This is a genomic window from Holophaga foetida DSM 6591 (genome assembly GCF_000242615.2).
In the GTDB taxonomy this organism is placed as follows: Bacteria; Acidobacteriota; Holophagae; order Holophagales; family Holophagaceae; genus Holophaga; species Holophaga foetida.
Genome location: NZ_KI912268.1, coordinates 3,352,638 through 3,368,197, shown reverse-complemented (window position 1 = coordinate 3,368,197; position 15,560 = coordinate 3,352,638). Strand labels below are relative to the sequence as shown.

Genomic DNA, 15,560 nt, shown 5'->3' with positions numbered 1-15,560 from the left:
TGACGAAGCCCCCCTCCCCCCGGGGGCTCCTAGGTTCCCTCACAGCCGGAGTTCTCCGAACTGGGTCCAACCGCCCTTATGTGCATTCAGGGCTCTCCCCACTCCCCCTGGCTCTGCTGCGGGGCTGGCGGCGCCATCGGCGCTACCCGCTCCGCTTTTTGGGGCCCCTGCCCCAATAAGCTCCCCGGTCCGCCCCTCAGGAGCTCTTGCCCCTTGCCCTGCTCGGCAGGGTGCGCCAGGGGGCGCGGGGAGAGCACCATGAACGAACTCACTATTTCAGAGGCGGTCGAACACACCTCTTCAGACCTGCAACTGTCCGGGGTTCCCGCAACAACATCCGAATCCGCCATCAGCCATCCCAAGGAAGACCTTGGCGCGGATGATGCCGTGATCATGGCCCAAGTCCAGGCGGGTCAGGTGGAAGAGTTTGCCATTCTTTTCGAGCGCTACCGCCGACACTTGCTCCACTTCTTCCAGGGAGTGACCCGGGATGTCCCAGCCAGTGAGGACCTTGTTCAGGACGTCTTCTACCGGATCCTCCGCCACCGTGCGACCTACCAGCTTGGTGCCCCTTTCCTCCCCTGGATGTGGCGTATCGCCCGCAATTCGAGCGCGGACTATTTCAAGAGCCTGAAGCACCATGCTTCCCTGGATGGATTCGAGGACATGCTCCCCCACGGGGGGGATCGGGCCGACGACATCTCCAATCGTGCCGAGGAACTGGAATGTCTGGACCGCGCCCTGAGCCAACTGTCCCCCGAGAGGCGGGAACTCCTCTTGATGACCCGGGAATCGGATCTCTCGTACTCCGACCTGGCCACCATGAAGGCCTCCTCCGTGTCTGCCATCAAGAGCCAGGTGCACCGGGCGCTCAAGGAACTCCGCAAGCACTTCCATTCGCTTCAGGGTGGTAGGCGATGATCTTCGAACCCGGCGGGCCATGAAGGCCCGCCGGAGCATAGTAGTCCGGGATCTGCCCCTTCTGGCAGAGGTCCGGAGGATGGAGGACACCCGACCGAAGGGGAGAGTTCGACTGGAAGCCGCCGCCAAAATTCAGTTTCCTGCAACTCCACTGCGAGACGCCAGTATGCATCTCCATATCCTTTACCCAGAACACCTGGAAGGCCAATGCGCATCATATGCATGAGCGACACCCACGGAGAGCAGGACCGATTCAAGGTCCCCGGTGGGGACGTGCTCGTCCACGCTGGGGACTTCTCCAACATGGGAACCGAGCGGGAGGTCCAGAAGGCCACCCAGTGGCTGGCCCGCCTACCGCACCAGTGGAAGATCGTGGTGGCGGGAAACCACGACCGGTTCTTCGAGGAGGAGCCCGAGTTGGCTCGCGCCTATTTGGAACCCGGAATCATCTACCTCCAGGACAGCGGCTGCGAGATCGCTGGTATCCGTTTCTGGGGTTCTCCTTGGCAGCCCTGGTTCTACAACTGGGCCTTCAACTTGCCCAGGAAGGGTGCCAAGTTGCGTGAGAAGTGGAGCCTCATCCCCTTGGACACCGATGTGCTCATCACCCACGGGCCGCCGCATGGGACCCTTGATGCCGTCCAGCCTCGATTTACCCCCTTGGGGATGACACAAGCAGGGACTGGCCCCCTAGGCTGCGAGGAGCTGGCCATCCGCCTTCATGTGGTACAGCCGCGCCTTCACGTCTTTGGGCATATCCATGGCGGCTATGGTTGCCGGGAGCAGAACGGCACGACTTTCGTCAACGCATCGGTCTGCGACGAAGACTATCACCCCGTGAACCCTGTCTGGGTTGTGGATTTGGAGCCCGGCACACCACCGACAGTCTCAGCCCCCCTCCCCGGGAAACGGAGATGCAAGAGAGCCCAGAAGGGCCGAACCGCCGAATGATCCCATCCGAGACCAGGTCCAATCAGGAACCAAAACACAGTGAGGTTTCGGGGCTGCCGATCTCAGCCTTGCCCATCGCCAAAACAGCGCATGACACAATGAGCGATCACTGAATAATCCAATCTCCACCCTCACGCCCCACTCCTCGAGTTCCTGGCGTAGGACATTGCCATTGCTGACTCCTGCCAGGCACCTCGCCCTCAGCCAGTTCGCGGATTCTGACAGGGATGTCCGAGGTTCTTGAACCCGCGGGAATCAATCTGTTCTATGGCAGTTGCGAGACGACGATTCTCACTCTGCATCCATGCTTCTGGGCGCGATCCATGTATGCCTTGGCTTCACGAAGACCCATCGAGTCGATCGAGCCTGTATCCAAATCGATCGTCTCGATTGCATCTGTTCCATTGGTAGGAACCAAAGCCTCGATCGCTTGCCGCAGAGACCCTAAGCGGCCCTCATGCTCGGAGTCTGCGGGGAAATCAGGAATCGTGAAGCCTTCTCCAGTGAGGAGGGATTCAGCGGGAAGACGAAAGACCTGAGCCAGCAGTTGCAACGCTGATCTGGTGGGTTTTGCCTTGTCACGTTCCCAGTACGAAACCACCTGCTGATCGCTGTCGATGGCCTGTGCGAGATCTTTCTGAGTCCAGCCCCACGCCTTGCGGACCATACGAATCCGTCCTCCAAGCGTGGAGGCAATGCCGGAATTTTGCAGAGTGCCCTTGACCATCAGGGCAACCCGCACATAGGATTATGTAAATATTCAACCCCACTCCCTAGCCTCAAAAGTCCGAGGCGAGCATGGCGGGAGTTGGCCATCGTCGGATTCTACAACATTTCCGCGCTCCGCGAGGACAGGAAGCGTGTCTTTGGACGTGGGTGCCCGAATCGTTAAATCCTTTAATTTCCTGCCTGTACCGCGCCTTTTCAGGGTGCCTTCATGTGCTCCCTTACCTGTCCACCTACTGATTGGAGGAGTCGTGTCCCAGAGTCGGATCCCACTAAGCAAGGATGAGCACCTGCTTTTCCAGACCAGTCCCCACTGGATCATCCTCGTGCCGTCAGGGCTCCTCGCCCTTTGGTCGATCGTCAGCATGGCGACGACCAAGCGTGGAGAACTCTCATTCGGCCCGTTTGAGTTCATCCTGGCGTGCCTCTGGGGCCTTGGCTCCCTGATCGACTACCGGACTTCGGTCTATATCGTCACCAGCCACCGGGTGTATGCCCGCTGGCGGCATGGGCTGTTCTGGCTCCGCTCCGGACACCTGGACATGCGGATCCGCCAGATCGAGAGCAGCCGGACCGGCACCACCCTGCTGGGCTTCATCCTCGGGCTGTTCAGGCGTGGGTATGGGACCGTGGTAGTCCATGGGACGGGCACCGGAGCCGTGGGCATCAGGAAGGTATTCAAGCCCATGGAATTCAAGCAGGCCATGGACGAGGCCATGCGCCAAAGCGACGATGGTGTCCGTCAGGCCTCGCTTACTGGGAAGGCCACAACAGAAGAGCTGGTGCGTGCGCAGGGAGGAACCCACTGCCCCCAGTGTGGAGGATTGGTACCCCATAGCGCAGCCTTCTGTATTACCTGCGGAACGGCGACGACGCGAGCCTGTCGGCAATGCGGGGCCGCCGTTCATGCTGCCTTCTGTTCATGTTGTGGTACCCCAAACGCCTGACCCCCACCCCCAGTGTTCGATCCCACTTTCCTTGCGAGGAGCCTATGAGAGCCCATATTTTTGCATCCCTGATGCTGGTTGCATTGCCCTGGCTGACTGCCCCGGTCCAGGCCCAGGAAGAGCCGGAGAAGCCCAAAGGGGTGTTCGGCCTGCTGGGCAGGCTGACCAACCCGGCGGGAAGCGCCTTCATATACAAGGATGTCGCTGGGAAAGAGTGGAAGACCAAGAACTTCAAGCACATCTCTGCGGCAGAGGGGAAGAAGTTCCAGGAGGCCCTGGATGCCAAGAACGGCTTCCGGCACTATACCTTCGGCATGACGATCGAGGAATTCCTCAAGGCAGCCAAGGCTCACCAGGACGGCTTCCTGAAGGCGGATCGCCTTGGGCCGGAGCAGGTTGAGATCGTCTGGATTCAGGCCTCGGGCCGTCAATATTTCAATAACCTTGCGGCGAGCATCAAGTATGGCTTCTTCCGGAGAAAGTTCGCGGCTGTGACCATTCAGAGTGAGTCATCGACCGATCGGACGCAGGGGGCGGCTGAAACGGCATACCAGGGGATTGTGGACTCCTACGGTCCTGGATTGCTGGCCTCAAATGCACACCCTGCAAAGTTTGAGTACGCAGGGCAGCCACATATCTTATGGTTCAGCGACAAGGCGGAGATTCACCTCTTCAGCAACTACGACCCTTCTGCGGTCGTGAAGCGGAAGAGTCGGCTTGATGCGGGCACGGTCGAGGAGCGTCCGGGGAAATTCGGAATCGACATCAGGAGCCGTGAATACCTGAAGGATCACTACACGGCCATCAAGAAGGATGCAAAAGCCGGGATGTAGCCGGTTCCAGGAGGACCTTCGAGGTGGGCCGTCATTCGAGTCGAGGGCCGTTGGTCATTGAGCCAGCGGCTATGCGGGAGTTGGAGGCCATTGCCTTTTCCGCAGGTGAGTCCAAGGCTCGCCGGGCGAAAGCCAAGGTGATGATCGCCTATTCAAGGGGGCTGCGAATCAGCAGGCTTGAGGTGATGCTCCAGATGAACCGACCGAGGATCAGTCGGATCCTGGATCTGGCTCTGGAGCTGGGGCCGCTGGAGGCCATGAAGGAGCGGCGTGGGAGAGGGAAGCGCCAGAGAAGCCCTCTCCATGAAGAGGCCGTCTAATCTGGGTTGGGATGGGAGGCTGTAATGGAGATGCCCGAAGCACGGGTCCCCAGGATCATCCGCATGCAGCAGGAGTGGGAGAGGCGACAGGCCGCCTCGTCGGCCAAGGCCCCGACCAAGGAGGGTGAGGATAAGCCGAAGCGCCGGTCCTCCGGAGGGGTGTACTGCGGTCCCTGGCCCAGGTGGAAATACCTCCTATTCCGAGTGACCAGGGCGAGGTGCTTCCTTCCACCTCCGTTTAGCCGGGGGTAGCCGAGTCCGAGTCACCCAGGCGACTCCCGAGCTCCAAGCAGCCTTTGTTTTCGCTCAACGCACAGCGGAACGCGTCAACGACTTTGAGACAGCAGGTGGCCTGAATTCTCGCTTGGGGCCACCCGCTACGGAGAGGCGCCGGGGCCATGGAAAAGTCTTCGACTTGACCACAGCCCCTTGGAAAACCCGCTGGGTTTCCCACACCTCTCCGCAGCCGAAGGCAATCATCATGCGGCAATTCCCTTTTTCGGGGGATTGATCCATGCCGGACTCGGTAGCTCGGGCGGCTTGGGCCTGCCTTTGGAAAAGCGCTCGGGATGAGCCTGGAAGGCCTGATCGAGCACGGCTTGGCGGCTCACAAGAAGGATTCCCCGATGGACTTCTGTATATGTCAAACAACTACTGCCTCCCCGGCAGAGCCGGGGGGTTTCCTGAAGTTGGTTAGCTGCCCGGTCCGCCCATCAGGAGCTCTTGCCCCTTGCCCTGCTCGGCAGGGTGCGCCAGGGGGCGCAGGGAGAGCACCATGAACGAACACCCTGATTCAAGGGCAGTCGGGCACCCTTTCTCGCCAGGATTGCCACGACGCCGGAGGCCAGCCTGCCCACCCTGGTGGACGAAGCCAGGCGCTTGTGGACTTGCCGATGGGTGGCGCCATCGCCCAGGAGGCCAGGGCCAGCGAGGCAAGCTTTGCGTACCAGGACTCAAAGGTGCAACCTGGCCAAAGGCGGCCCTCATTTGGAGCCAGGCCCCCTGCGCGCGGGGATGCCACCCGATAGGTCCGAGCCTCTTTGGGTTCCCTCGTGTCCCAGGCCTGCCCTCGGACACATGTCTGGGAACACCAGTCCCGACCTGACCCGGAGGAGAACCGGACGCCATGTCACAATCGTCATGGTTCCTTGCACCAAACCCTCTGCCCGTCGTGGCACAGGAAGCATCGCCCACGGCATTATGTTAAAAAAATGACCTTGTTTTCTTAACACAAACTCCCCATTCTTAGTCCATGGGAACCAGAAGCCATCCACCCTCCAGCCTGGGCAAAGTAGCCCCCGCGGGCAGCGGGCTTGGCCAGGCTTCCATCAGCCGAAGGCTGGAGGCCAGGATCCGCCGCCAGTCCAAGGCCGACCCAGAGCGGGTCTTCACACCCTCGGACTTCTCGGACCTGGGATCGCCCCAAAGTGTCGGCATGGCGCTCATGCGCCTGGTCCGCGCAGGGACCCTCAGGCATCTCTCGCGTGGGCTCTACGATGTCCCCCGGTCCCACCCCCTACTGGGCGAGCTCCTCCCCACGGCCGAAGCCATCGCCCAGGCCCTGGCCCGCCGGGACGGCGCCACCCTGCTCCCCATGGAGGCCATGGCCGCCAATCTCCTGGGGCTCTCGGAGCAGGTCCCCGCCAAGGCCGTCTTCCTCACGGACGGGCCTGACCGTCTGGTGACCATCGGCCCCCTCACGGTCCAGCTCCGGCAGCGCCCGGTGAAGAAGGTGGGCAAACCCGCCCCCACCAGCGGCCTGGTCTTCGCCGCACTCCGCAGCCTCGGCAAGGAGCACGTGACCCTGGAGCGGATCAGCCACCTCCAGGAGACCCTCTCAGCCAAGGATAGGAATCGTCTACTGAAAGACCTGCCCCTGGCGCCAGCCTGGATGCACCCCTTCCTGCGCCATATCGCAGAGGTGAGCCGATGAGCACCTTTGCCCTCCAACCCGCCGCCGAGCAGCAGCTGATCATTGACCAGATCGCGGCCCGTCGGGGCATCCTCCCCCTCATCGTCGAGAAGGACTTCTGGGTCTGCTGGGTGCTTGGGCGGATCTATGCCCACCCCGCCATGGCCGGAACCCTGGTCTTCAAGGGCGGCACCAGCCTCTCGAAGGTCTTTGGGGTCATTGATCGCTTCTCCGAGGATGCCGATCTCTCCGTGAGCCCCACCGCCCTTGGGTTCGTGGAGGCCGACCTGGACGAGGCCCCTTCGACGACCCAGCGCAGCAAGCGCGCCCAGCGGCTTGCTGCCGCCTGCGAGGACCATGTACGCCAAGTCGTCCAGCCCACCCTGGAGGCGGCCATCCATGCGCTTCTGGGCTCTCCCCAGGGAGGAGCCCCCTGGCTGGCCTTCGAGATTGATCGCGTCGCCGGAACCCCCAACCTCTGGTTCCGATATCCCTCGGTGCTGCCCCAGCCCGGCGGCTACATTGCCAAGCAGGTCAAGCTGGAGTTCGGAGCCCTCACGAACCAGCAGCCCACCGGCCATCACCACATCCAGCCGCTGCTGGCCGATGCCCTGGGCCTAGCCTTTGAGGACTTTCGGAGCCCGGTGGTGGCTCTGGAGATGGAGCGCACCTTCTGGGAGAAGGCCACCATCCTCCACGCGGAGTTCCACCGCCCGGCAGACCAGCCCATCAAAGACCGATCCGCCCGCCACTACTCGGACATGGCCGCCCTATGGCGCCACCCTGGCCGGGACCTGGCCTTGCAGCGGATGGACCTCCTGGAGGATGTCGTGCGTCACAAAGGCCGCTTCTTTGCCTCCTCCTGGGCCAGCTATCCCACCGCAGTGCCGGGCTCGCTCCGCTTGTGCCCGCCCCAGGCCAGGGAAGCCGAATTGGCCCGGGACCTCCATGCGATGAGCCCTATGTTCCTGGGCGCCTCCCCGACCCTCGGCCACATCCTCCAAGCCCTCGCCGAGGCCGAGACGGCCCTGAACAGCTGAAGTCCGAGAGGCGGCACCGGTTCCCGGGGTCCGCATTCCAAGTCGCCAAGGCCAAGCGGCTGGTCCGGGCTCCTTGGGTTGGATTTGAGGGCATCTCTCCGGGGCGTGAACTTTTCCCAGAATCTAGCCATCCGGAATACACAGCGGCCTGACATTATGGGCAGCCTTGATCCCGGTGTTCCTCGCCGGAAATGCTCGAACCACCCTGGCCCTCAGCCTATTGTCCCCGGATCCGAATGCCCTCCAGCCCCCATCGTGGATCAGTGGACCGTTGACGCGGTGGCCGCCTCCCGCCATCTGCTCAAGCTCTACCGCCGCCTGGGGGACCCCAAGCAGGCGACCCGTGCCATCCAGGCTGGCCAGCCCGCCGAGGAGCGGGCCAGTCGGCTCGCCCTCGCCCAGAGGCACGAGGCCTTCCGCGCCACCCTGGCGGTCCTGACCGAGGAAGAGGGCGAGGCAACAGCCTGGTGTCAGCTCCTGGAAGCCCTGGCAGGGCAATGTGCCTTCATCGCCCTGGTAGAACAGGAAGGCCCGGCCCGGGGCCTTCAGGGCGCCCGGCAGGCCAACCACCGAGCCTTCACCATCGCCCTCCAGGGCTATCGGACGGCTTTTCCAGAGCCCCTCGCCTCCCAGGGCATCACCTCTGCCCTTCAGGACGCAGCCGCGACCTGCGCCACGAACCTCGCCCAGAATCTTGAGGAACCCCCCGACCTGCGGGCATATCTCCATGCATCCATTCTGGACGGCCTGAGAAAGGCAGCAGGACTGGAGAAAGGGGAGCCCCCTCCCTCCAGTCCTGATTGACCGTTGCCTGGTCCCCGGAAGGACCGGCGCCTACTCAACTACGCTCTGCTTGACCAGCTCCCCGGTGGAGGTGTCCCAGGCCTTGGCCAAAGGAACCTGGTCAGCCTCAATGGTCCGCCCCTCCCAGGTCCATCCCCCACCAGGGTTCCGGGTCATCTGCCGGAGACTGCCATCCCCCATCACTACCAAGGGGGCCTCGAGCACATGCCCCTGGACCTGGGTTCCCCCGCCGACCAAAGGCACCAGGTTATAAGCCATGCCTCGCATCACCATATGCCGATTGAGACCGGCCACCACTTCCTCCCGGATCTTCCGTCCACGACTCCCCTCCAAAGACCCCTGGACGACGAAAAAGATCGCCCAAATGGCAGCCGTCAGCACGCAACAGAACAGTCCCCAACTGACCCCCTCCCGGGCCCAGAACAAGTACTTGGGCAGGAGGCCACGGGCCCGCTTCCCCAGTTCCCTCAGCTCTTTCATCGCCTCCACTTCCGCCTTCAGAACGGCCTGCCGCAGGTCCATTTCATGGTTGGCCACCGCCTTCGACACCTGCGCAAGCCGCTCCTGGATCCCCTCCAGGGCCTGCTGCCCGGCCAGGCCCTGGTCGGTCAGCCCCTGGAGCGCAGCACAAGCCCGCTCCGCGCCCTCGGTGGAAGCCTTCAGGGCAGCCAGGGGCTTCTCGACCTCCTGGCTCATGGAGGCCCGGAACGCCTGCACGGCGGAGGCCGCTTCGGAAACCGCCTCGTGAGAGGCCTTCGTCACCCGGCCGACGACTTTCTGGAGCTCCTGGACCTGCAGGTCCGCCGCCTGGCGGGCGGACGCCTCCAGAGTCTGGGCGATGGCCTGGCCCGCCGAGGGGACCAGATCCTCCACGCGTTTGAGGGCCTGCTCCAGCTGGGCCTGCCCCTGTTCCTGGACCTGACTGACCTTCGTCAGCATGTGCTCCAGCTGTTCGAACTGCTCTGCGAAAGTCGCCATGGTTCCTCCTTGGTTTGGGGTGGTGGTGGTCACTTCTTGAGCCGGGGCCGCGGTTGGGTGGGCCCTGTGGTTGGAGTTCGGTCTGTCTTGGGGACAAGCTCAGGGGAGGGAGAGAGCCAGTCCGTGATGAGCTGGACAGGTTTGGCCAGGGCCACCGAGAGCCTGCCGAGTTGGAGGAGGTCCAGGCCCAGGTGCTGTCCGGCTCGCCGGACTTGACGGGCCAGGGCCCGGACCCGTTCCAGACCCTGGGCCACCAGGTTCCGAGGCAGCCCCAGGCCCTGGAGGGGATCGGGGCGCCAGGGGCTCCGGGGCCGAGCCCTCAGAGGGTCGGCATCCAGCCCTCCCCAGCTTCGGCTTCCCCCGGCAGCAGGGGACGCCAGAGGTATCCCGGCCCCCAGGAGTCCACGGCATCCTGGCAGCAAAGATTCACCGCGGCCGCCGCCCGGTACTCCGGGGTCACGTACCAGGAAGGCAGGCGGGGCTGCCGGGAGACCCACTCCTCGAGGACTGCGAACTGCGCGCGGGTCGCGGGGACCTGCTGTCCGGCTTCCCACCCCGACAGGCTCTTCCAGAGAGCCTCCGGGACCCCAGGCCAGGCCTTCAGCGGCAGGACGCCAGGCTCCAACAGGGCCAAGGAACTGACGATTTCCAGGACCGGATGGAGAAAGACTTGGGGCACCGACCCCACCGAAACCAGCTGCCGAGCCTTGGAATCCCACCGGCAGCGCACGAGGACGAGGGCCTGACGGTCGAGCTGCGCGAGGAAGGTCGGGAAATGTTCGCCCGGCACAGCCAGGATCAGCGTCTCGGGCAGATGGATGCAGTCCTCCCCCTGGAGCACCCTCTGCAATTCCTCCGTCCCGTATGCTGTCCACGACGTCCCGGTCTGGAGCACTTCCTGCCATTCCCCGTCTTCGTCCCGGTGCCAGTTCCGGGCCGTGGTCGGCACTCGTTGAGCTTTTTGACTCGCTACGACCCGGCTCTCGAACAGGTCCACCGGCAACCACTCCCGCAGTTCCGGCGGACGGGAGTCGTACGGCGTGAGTTCGGGCGTGGGCGCCAGATCCCACTTCTGAGCCACGTTCATCCCCCGCATATTCCACCACATCAGATCCTGCTGGTACTGGTAGTCCAGGTCCTGCACCTTTTCGTGCCACTGGGCGTAGTCCGCCTGGTAGCTCGCACGGGCTTCCTGATCCGTCGGGTCCCCGAGGAACAGGGGCTCCGGCGGGTAGAGGGGAGGCGCCGGCCTCTCCCCCTGCGCCTTCTCGACCTCCTGAAACCGCACCTGGACCGGCACCTGACGCCAGCTGCAGTTCGGCACGAATACCCGGCAGCAGACCAGCCACCAGGGCACCTCGTTCAGCGAGAAGTTCTTGAAGCTTGGAAGTGCCGAGTTGGCTGAGAGTGTAGGTGATGCGCCCATGATCCTTTTCCCCTAGAAGATGACCGACCCGTTTGAGTTTCGAGAGCAGGTCCCGGTCGTGTTTCGTTAACGATTCAGTCGTCAGCCCCGTCAGGCCCGATTGGTGGACCAGGAGCAGGATGCGTGTGTAGTCCTGGGTCCAGCGAAGGCGAGCGGCCTTCTCGGACGCCTGGAGGTCCTCCTCGGATCCCAGCAGTTCCTTCACCTGCTTCCGCCGGGCCAGGACTAGGCCTGCGGCGACCCCGCTGGCCTTCCCATCCCCAGGCAGGGTCCTGCCCGCCTCGAGCTTCACCTGGGCCGCGGCCAGGTTCCGCTCGTAGGCCTGGAAGGCGGCCGTCAGGGCCTTCTCGGAGGGGATCTTGCCGTCCTCGCCCAGCATCCCCAACTGGACGAGCTTGCAGGCGATGGCCTGGTAGCGCTTGTCCTGCGGCAGATCCTGGAGCTTTTGGCGGAAGGTCTTCTTCCCACTCTCCCGCCGGAACAGTTCGAGCTCCCTGGGAGTCAGAGGTGTGACCCCACCCAATTCAAGCTTCATTTCCTTCGCGGCCAGAATCTCGGACCGGCGCTGGTGAGTGATGCTCCCTGCTCGGATGACCTTCCCATCCGGGCAGGTCACCGTCGCGCCCTGAACCTCTCCGGGGGCCTCGGCGGCGGTCCCGCGTCGGATGTCAACCTGGTAGCCGTGCCGGGCCGCGGCCTCTATCATGGCCTGGGTCGCAACTTCGCGAGTCCCCCCAGGCTTTGACATGCTGGCCACATGGGCACCATTATCCCAGGCACGCCAGCCCTCGCCCGGCAGCCAGGCTGGGGGGAAGATCATGATGTGGGGATGGATGTGGGGCTCGCCCTCGCGGTTTTCCCCGTGGGGGTACAGCAAGGTCAGGATCTTCCCACTGAGCCACCCCCGCTTCCCACGTCCGCTGCGGGCCCGGATCGCGACCTTTTCGGCCTCGGCCAGGACCGCCTTGGCCCCGGCCATGATGATGTCCATGGCCGCCACCGGGTCGCCCTTCGTGGCCTCGCTCAGCTCGCAGGGGACGGTGATCAGGACCTCCTTCATAGGCCGGAAAAGACTCTTGCCGCGGGTCAACTTGTTCCCGGCAAGGTCGCACCCCTTGGTCAACTGGCGGAGCAGTTCCGCAGGCGGCTGTTCCTCCACCTCCGGGTCCCACCCCACAGCCTTCCAAAGTTCCGGGTTGAAGGCGATTGGCTTCACCTTCCCCTCCCGCGAGAGGTAGCCTTCGTACCTCCGCAACTCACCCGCTTCGGCGACCGATTCCAGGTGCTCGGCGATATAGTCGGCCGTCCCCTGGGGGGACCGCTGCCGGGCCTCGGCGTCGTACTGGACGAGGAAGTCCATCCCTACCCCCGCGGGATCGAGCGCAGCGCCTTCCGGAGCGGGACTGCCCCGGCGTCCAGGAGAGCGACAAAGATCCCCTTGGTGTCCAGGCCGAGCCCCTCAGCGTCCCGGACCAGGTCACGCCAGGTTTCAGCGGCCGTCCCTGAGAGGGTGACCTTCACGGTGACTTGGCCCGACGCTTTGCCTGCCAAGGTGGCCTGGATCCGTTGGGCCAGCCGATTGGCACTGGCGTTCTTGCTGTCTTCCATATCGCGTTCCTCCAAAAAGCCCTTCCTGGGTCCCACCTCAGACCCATTCCTTCATGGGCGGGGGGTGATTAGGGGAGAAGCACTCTACGCCCACCCCCCGAGGGGGGTGGTCTACCGGTCGGAGCCACCACCCCCTGAGCAAAACTGGCGGACGCCTGGAAGGCGCCCTTGTTTCGCTCCGCGGCTGCCGCCTCCGAGAGGGAGAGTTCATGTGCTGCCAGGCGGATGACCATTGGAGGCACTCCAGGTGAAGTCGTTGCGAGGAGTTCCGGGGCCACCCAGAACGGATGGCCCCGGAGAGGGCTATTGCCCCAGGGCAGCGCGGAAGCGGGCGTCGACGAGATCGTTCGCGATGACACCAGCGCAACCAGGCACGCAAGCATGCGCAAATGCGTTCGCAACCACCCTCAGCACCGCCCAGCGAGACAGCGGCCCCCAGGCCTGCACCTTGGCGAGCAACCCCAGGAGCACCTCGCGCTCCCGACCACCCCGCCCCAGCCCCCTCAGTTGCCCCTCGATCCAGCCAGTCTCGAGCGCCACGCTCCAGTCGAGGTCGAAAGTCGCCTCAGCCAGGAGCCAGAGCTCAGCCGGGCTCAGATCACTGCGAAGATCCGACCAGGCTGGAACCAGCAGACCGTTCAAACACTCGAACAAGACGACCGCCGTGTGGTCCAGATCTTCCTCCCAAATCCCCGTCAGAGGAGAGATGGCGTCGGCGATCTGGCGGGCGAAAGGCACCCAGGGCATCGAGCCGTCGAGCCTGCATTCTTCCGCGAGGGCGAGCGTTTCGGGGGCGGGAATGGGGTTTTCCATGTGAACCTCCCAAGATGATGGCACGGAAGTGTGCCTATTGTGCAATCGCATGCTTGATTGCACAATAGGAATAAGCGCCGAATCTTGGGGTGTCAACCACCTTTTTGTTTGCCAAGAAAATCCGGTCTACACTAGCCAGAGAGGAATTCACATGGATACCGCCGAAGAGATAGGCAAGCGGCTGTGCATTGCGCGCGAAGCCTGTGGGCTGACCAAATCCCGGGTTTCGCTTGGCCTGTCGACTCACCCTTCGACCGTAATGCGCTGGGAAACCGGGCGCATGCGGCCCAAAGCGGATGATCTCGCCCATCTCGCATTGATTTATGGAGTGCCCATGATGTGGCTTCTCCATGGGGGCGACACACCCGATTTCTCAGACCCCGAAGGGGTAAAACGATCCGCGGCATGGCAGCGAATCATCGAGGTGAGTTCTCTCCGCGTCGGAAAGCGCCTGGCAGTGGCGCGCCGAACGCTCGGCCTGACGCCGTCAGAGCTCGCCAGTCAATTATCCGTTCCGCTCGCGACCTACATGCAGTGGGAGGAAGGCGAGGCCCCCATCCCCCCAGAGGCCTTGCACTCTTTGAAAAGCCTTCATCAGATCTCAAGGAACTGGCTGTTGCATGGCCTGGGGCCACTCAATCGCCCTGTTTACCCTCCGGAATTCACGCACGACGTATCATTCTCCATTCCAACCCGACGACCTGCGGCCACCCCCTCAACTCACGAAACGTTGGCAACCGATGGCAAAAGCGAGTGGGCCGCCCCCTCACTAGGAGCTCTCGGACACAGCGGCGATCCTGCCGTCATCCTCACAGAAGTGAGCGACAGAATCCGCCCCATCTTGCTTGCACAACTCCAAATGCCCACCATCCCAGGCATCCCCAAGGAAGTCATCGAAGCCATCCGAGATGGACTCGTCATCCCTGCTCCCAGACTCATCCGTGCAATCGCCGAGAGCTTGAACATCTCATCCAGTTGGATTCTGCACGGAGAGAGGAACTAGGATTAGGCCGCACCGGTTGCCGTGGGAAAAACACTTTGGAAACTGACCGAATTCTTTGAACGATGACGCAAGGTCCCGAGCAACTCTTCCCTTTGATTACGGTATGTGTCACTGAGCCACAATTCCACCCACTGCCTCTGGAAATCCCATGCGCTTAGTCTGCCTCAGCGACACCCACGGCGAACAGGATCATTTCAAGATCCCTGACGGGGACATACTCATCCACGCCGGGGATTTCTGCAGCATGGGCTCGGAGCGCGAGGTCCTGAAGGTCGCCCAGTGGCTAACGCGGCTGCCACATCGATGGAAGATCGTAGTGGCAGGCAACCACGACCGACTATTCGAGCAGCAACCCGAGGTGGCACGGGCCATGATGGGACCGGGGATTCTATACCTCCAGGACAGCGGCTGCGAGATTGAGGGGTTGCGGTTCTGGGGATCCCCCTGGCAGCCCTGGTTCCAAAGCTGGGCCTTCAACCTACCCCGGAAAGGGGCGAAGCTTCGCGAAAAATGGAACCTCATCCCGATTGATACCGATGCACTCATCACGCACGGGCCACCGCACGGCATCCTCGATTCCGTGCGACCCCGAATGACCGCCTGGGGTCCCTCCGAAGAAGGCAGCGGCCCTCTCGGGTGTGAGGAGTTGGCGATTCGTCTGGCCACCGTGAGGCCGCGCCTGCATGTCTTTGGGCACATCCATGATGGTTACGGATTCGCAGAGAAGGACAGCACTACCTACGTGAATGCCTCGGTCTGCAACGAGGATTACCAGCCTGTGAATCCCATTTGGATCGTGGACCTGGAGCCGGGGGGAAAAGCCGAGGTCTATGCAACCCCTCCAGGGAAGCGCCACCCGCGGAAGGCCGCGAAAGTAGATCCTGACGAATAGTCTCGGGATGTGAATCCTGGCCTTCACGCCAGGGTTGGATCTAGCTGAGGCGTGGCCTCCGAGAGGAGGCTAAAGATTCTTACGCACTGATCCCACCCCAAACAGTGAGCATTTCGTCGGTGGGGCGTGGGCGAGGCTGCCTCAGGTAGACGGAGCCCCCACCGATGAAATGCGGTGTTGAACAAGCCCGGAGCGGCGGGGGAGTTGGGCGAGGGCTATGGGGAAATCGCGCCTGCTGATCCACTTTTGGGGACGCCAGGTCCCCTGTCGCCCAGGGATTGCTGACTGCTGAGCCCGACAGTCCCGGCAGGGGCTTGGACCGAGTTGGCGTCATAGCAGGGCTTCGCCGTCCCGCCGTGGTGGAGGTCGTGGTGCAGGTGATGGAT

Annotated in this window: 17 protein-coding genes and 1 pseudogene; 11 read left to right on the top strand and 7 right to left on the bottom strand. The window is 63.1% G+C overall.

Annotated features, from left to right (window positions below; genetic code table 11):
• The first annotated feature begins 258 nt into the window (after window positions 1-258).
• Together HOLFODRAFT_RS0215240 and HOLFODRAFT_RS0215235 are read left to right on the top strand one after the other, a co-directional pair.
• On the top strand, window positions 259-921 hold the full coding sequence (locus HOLFODRAFT_RS0215240; RefSeq protein WP_005034640.1) for an RNA polymerase sigma factor: 663 nt from the start codon (window positions 259-261) through the stop codon (window positions 919-921).
• Window positions 922-1,128: 207 nt separating this feature from the next.
• Entirely contained in the window at window positions 1,129-1,872 is a 744-nt protein-coding gene (locus HOLFODRAFT_RS0215235; RefSeq protein ID WP_005034638.1) for a metallophosphatase domain-containing protein, read from the top strand.
• Between the two features lie 265 nt (window positions 1,873-2,137).
• On the opposite strand, the gene HOLFODRAFT_RS23430 is transcribed toward HOLFODRAFT_RS0215235, so the two are convergent.
• Window positions 2,138-2,599 (bottom strand): helix-turn-helix domain-containing protein, encoded by a 462-nt coding sequence (locus tag HOLFODRAFT_RS23430; RefSeq protein WP_084053715.1) that lies wholly within the window; start codon window positions 2,597-2,599, stop codon window positions 2,138-2,140.
• Window positions 2,600-2,849: 250 nt separating this feature from the next.
• Here HOLFODRAFT_RS23430 and HOLFODRAFT_RS0215225 point away from each other — a divergent pair, with 250 nt between their 5' ends.
• The 6 genes from HOLFODRAFT_RS0215225 to HOLFODRAFT_RS0215190 all read left to right on the top strand — a co-directional run bounded on the left by HOLFODRAFT_RS0215225 (window position 2,850) and on the right by HOLFODRAFT_RS0215190 (window position 8,454).
• Window positions 2,850-3,545, top strand: coding sequence for a double zinc ribbon domain-containing protein (locus tag HOLFODRAFT_RS0215225; protein ID WP_005034633.1), 696 nt, complete (start codon window positions 2,850-2,852; stop codon window positions 3,543-3,545).
• Between the two features lie 44 nt (window positions 3,546-3,589).
• Entirely contained in the window at window positions 3,590-4,378 is a 789-nt protein-coding gene (locus HOLFODRAFT_RS0215220; protein WP_005034631.1) for a hypothetical protein, read from the top strand.
• Between the two features lie 71 nt (window positions 4,379-4,449).
• The gene (locus HOLFODRAFT_RS0215215) at window positions 4,450-4,698 is read left to right on the top strand and encodes a hypothetical protein (protein WP_005034630.1); all 249 of its coding nucleotides are present in this window, start codon (window positions 4,450-4,452) and stop codon (window positions 4,696-4,698) included.
• Between the two features lie 1,252 nt (window positions 4,699-5,950).
• Entirely contained in the window at window positions 5,951-6,631 is a 681-nt protein-coding gene (locus HOLFODRAFT_RS0215200; protein ID WP_005034624.1) for a DUF6088 family protein, read from the top strand.
• Window positions 6,628-7,650 (top strand): nucleotidyl transferase AbiEii/AbiGii toxin family protein, encoded by a 1,023-nt coding sequence (locus HOLFODRAFT_RS0215195; protein ID WP_005034621.1) that lies wholly within the window; start codon window positions 6,628-6,630, stop codon window positions 7,648-7,650. The genes HOLFODRAFT_RS0215200 and HOLFODRAFT_RS0215195 overlap by 4 nt, the downstream gene beginning before the upstream one ends.
• Window positions 7,651-7,905: 255 nt before the next feature.
• On the top strand, window positions 7,906-8,454 hold the full coding sequence (locus HOLFODRAFT_RS0215190; RefSeq protein WP_005034620.1) for a hypothetical protein: 549 nt from the start codon (window positions 7,906-7,908) through the stop codon (window positions 8,452-8,454).
• 30 nt (window positions 8,455-8,484) lie between these two features.
• On the opposite strand, the gene HOLFODRAFT_RS24625 is transcribed toward HOLFODRAFT_RS0215190, so the two are convergent.
• The 3 genes from HOLFODRAFT_RS24625 to HOLFODRAFT_RS25390 all read right to left on the bottom strand — a co-directional run bounded on the left by HOLFODRAFT_RS24625 (window position 8,485) and on the right by HOLFODRAFT_RS25390 (window position 10,858).
• On the bottom strand, window positions 8,485-9,432 hold the full coding sequence (locus HOLFODRAFT_RS24625) for a hypothetical protein (protein WP_005034618.1): 948 nt from the start codon (window positions 9,430-9,432) through the stop codon (window positions 8,485-8,487).
• 29 nt (window positions 9,433-9,461) lie between these two features.
• Window positions 9,462-9,686, bottom strand: coding sequence for a hypothetical protein (locus tag HOLFODRAFT_RS25395; protein ID WP_026939370.1), 225 nt, complete (start codon window positions 9,684-9,686; stop codon window positions 9,462-9,464).
• A gap of 65 nt (window positions 9,687-9,751) precedes the next feature.
• The gene (locus tag HOLFODRAFT_RS25390; RefSeq protein ID WP_005034615.1) at window positions 9,752-10,858 is read right to left on the bottom strand and encodes a hypothetical protein; all 1,107 of its coding nucleotides are present in this window, start codon (window positions 10,856-10,858) and stop codon (window positions 9,752-9,754) included.
• A 568-nt stretch (window positions 10,859-11,426) separates the two neighbouring features.
• Between HOLFODRAFT_RS25390 and HOLFODRAFT_RS25385 the strand changes: the two genes are divergently transcribed.
• On the top strand, window positions 11,427-11,603 hold the full coding sequence (locus HOLFODRAFT_RS25385; RefSeq protein WP_244432633.1) for a hypothetical protein: 177 nt from the start codon (window positions 11,427-11,429) through the stop codon (window positions 11,601-11,603).
• On the opposite strand, the pseudogene HOLFODRAFT_RS25840 reads toward HOLFODRAFT_RS25385, so the two are convergent.
• From HOLFODRAFT_RS25840 to HOLFODRAFT_RS0215150, 3 genes and pseudogenes are all read right to left on the bottom strand, one after another.
• Window positions 11,535-12,218, bottom strand: a pseudogene (locus tag HOLFODRAFT_RS25840) (relaxase domain-containing protein); the annotation flags it as partial. The gene HOLFODRAFT_RS25385 and the pseudogene HOLFODRAFT_RS25840 sit on opposite strands and share 69 nt — an antisense overlap.
• Window positions 12,219-12,220: 2 nt before the next feature.
• Window positions 12,221-12,466, bottom strand: coding sequence for a hypothetical protein (locus tag HOLFODRAFT_RS0215155; protein WP_005034610.1), 246 nt, complete (start codon window positions 12,464-12,466; stop codon window positions 12,221-12,223).
• A gap of 303 nt (window positions 12,467-12,769) precedes the next feature.
• Window positions 12,770-13,279 carry a hypothetical protein gene (locus HOLFODRAFT_RS0215150; protein WP_005034607.1) on the bottom strand — a complete coding sequence of 170 codons (510 nt, stop codon included), beginning with the start codon at window positions 13,277-13,279 and terminating at the stop codon, window positions 12,770-12,772.
• A 151-nt stretch (window positions 13,280-13,430) separates the two neighbouring features.
• Between HOLFODRAFT_RS0215150 and HOLFODRAFT_RS21660 the strand changes: the two genes are divergently transcribed.
• Both HOLFODRAFT_RS21660 and HOLFODRAFT_RS0215140 read left to right on the top strand, forming a co-directional pair.
• The gene (locus HOLFODRAFT_RS21660) at window positions 13,431-14,282 is read left to right on the top strand and encodes an Aca2/YdiL-like domain-containing protein (protein ID WP_005034605.1); all 852 of its coding nucleotides are present in this window, start codon (window positions 13,431-13,433) and stop codon (window positions 14,280-14,282) included.
• A gap of 148 nt (window positions 14,283-14,430) precedes the next feature.
• Window positions 14,431-15,174: a metallophosphatase domain-containing protein gene (locus HOLFODRAFT_RS0215140; protein ID WP_005034601.1), complete on the top strand. Its 744-nt coding sequence runs from the start codon at window positions 14,431-14,433 to the stop codon at window positions 15,172-15,174.
• Window positions 15,175-15,560 lie beyond the last annotated feature (386 nt).